The following is a 208-nucleotide window of genomic DNA, read 5'->3' on the forward strand; positions in this document are numbered from 1 at the left end:
GCGCGATCAACGATCTTCAGGCCGCGACGCAGGGCCGCGACTCGATCGCGGTCGAGGACGTGGTCACCGGCGACCGCGACAAGGCGCTGGGGCTGTTCCCGTTCCTCGACGCCGTGTTGAAAGAGGAGTCCGCGGAGGAGGCGCTCCAGTCGGCGTACGCCGTCGACGAGACGCCGGACGACCTGACGCGGTGGATCGAGAACAACCT

1 pseudogene is annotated in these 208 nt (G+C 68.3%); it reads left to right on the forward strand.

Annotation, left to right across the window (positions count from 1 at the left end):
* Positions 1-208, forward strand: a pseudogene (locus EXE44_RS20030) (replication factor C large subunit); the annotation flags it as partial.

It is taken from the genome of Halorubrum sp. SS7, assembly GCF_005435055.1.
Classification (GTDB): domain Archaea; phylum Halobacteriota; class Halobacteria; order Halobacteriales; family Haloferacaceae; genus Halorubrum; species Halorubrum salinarum.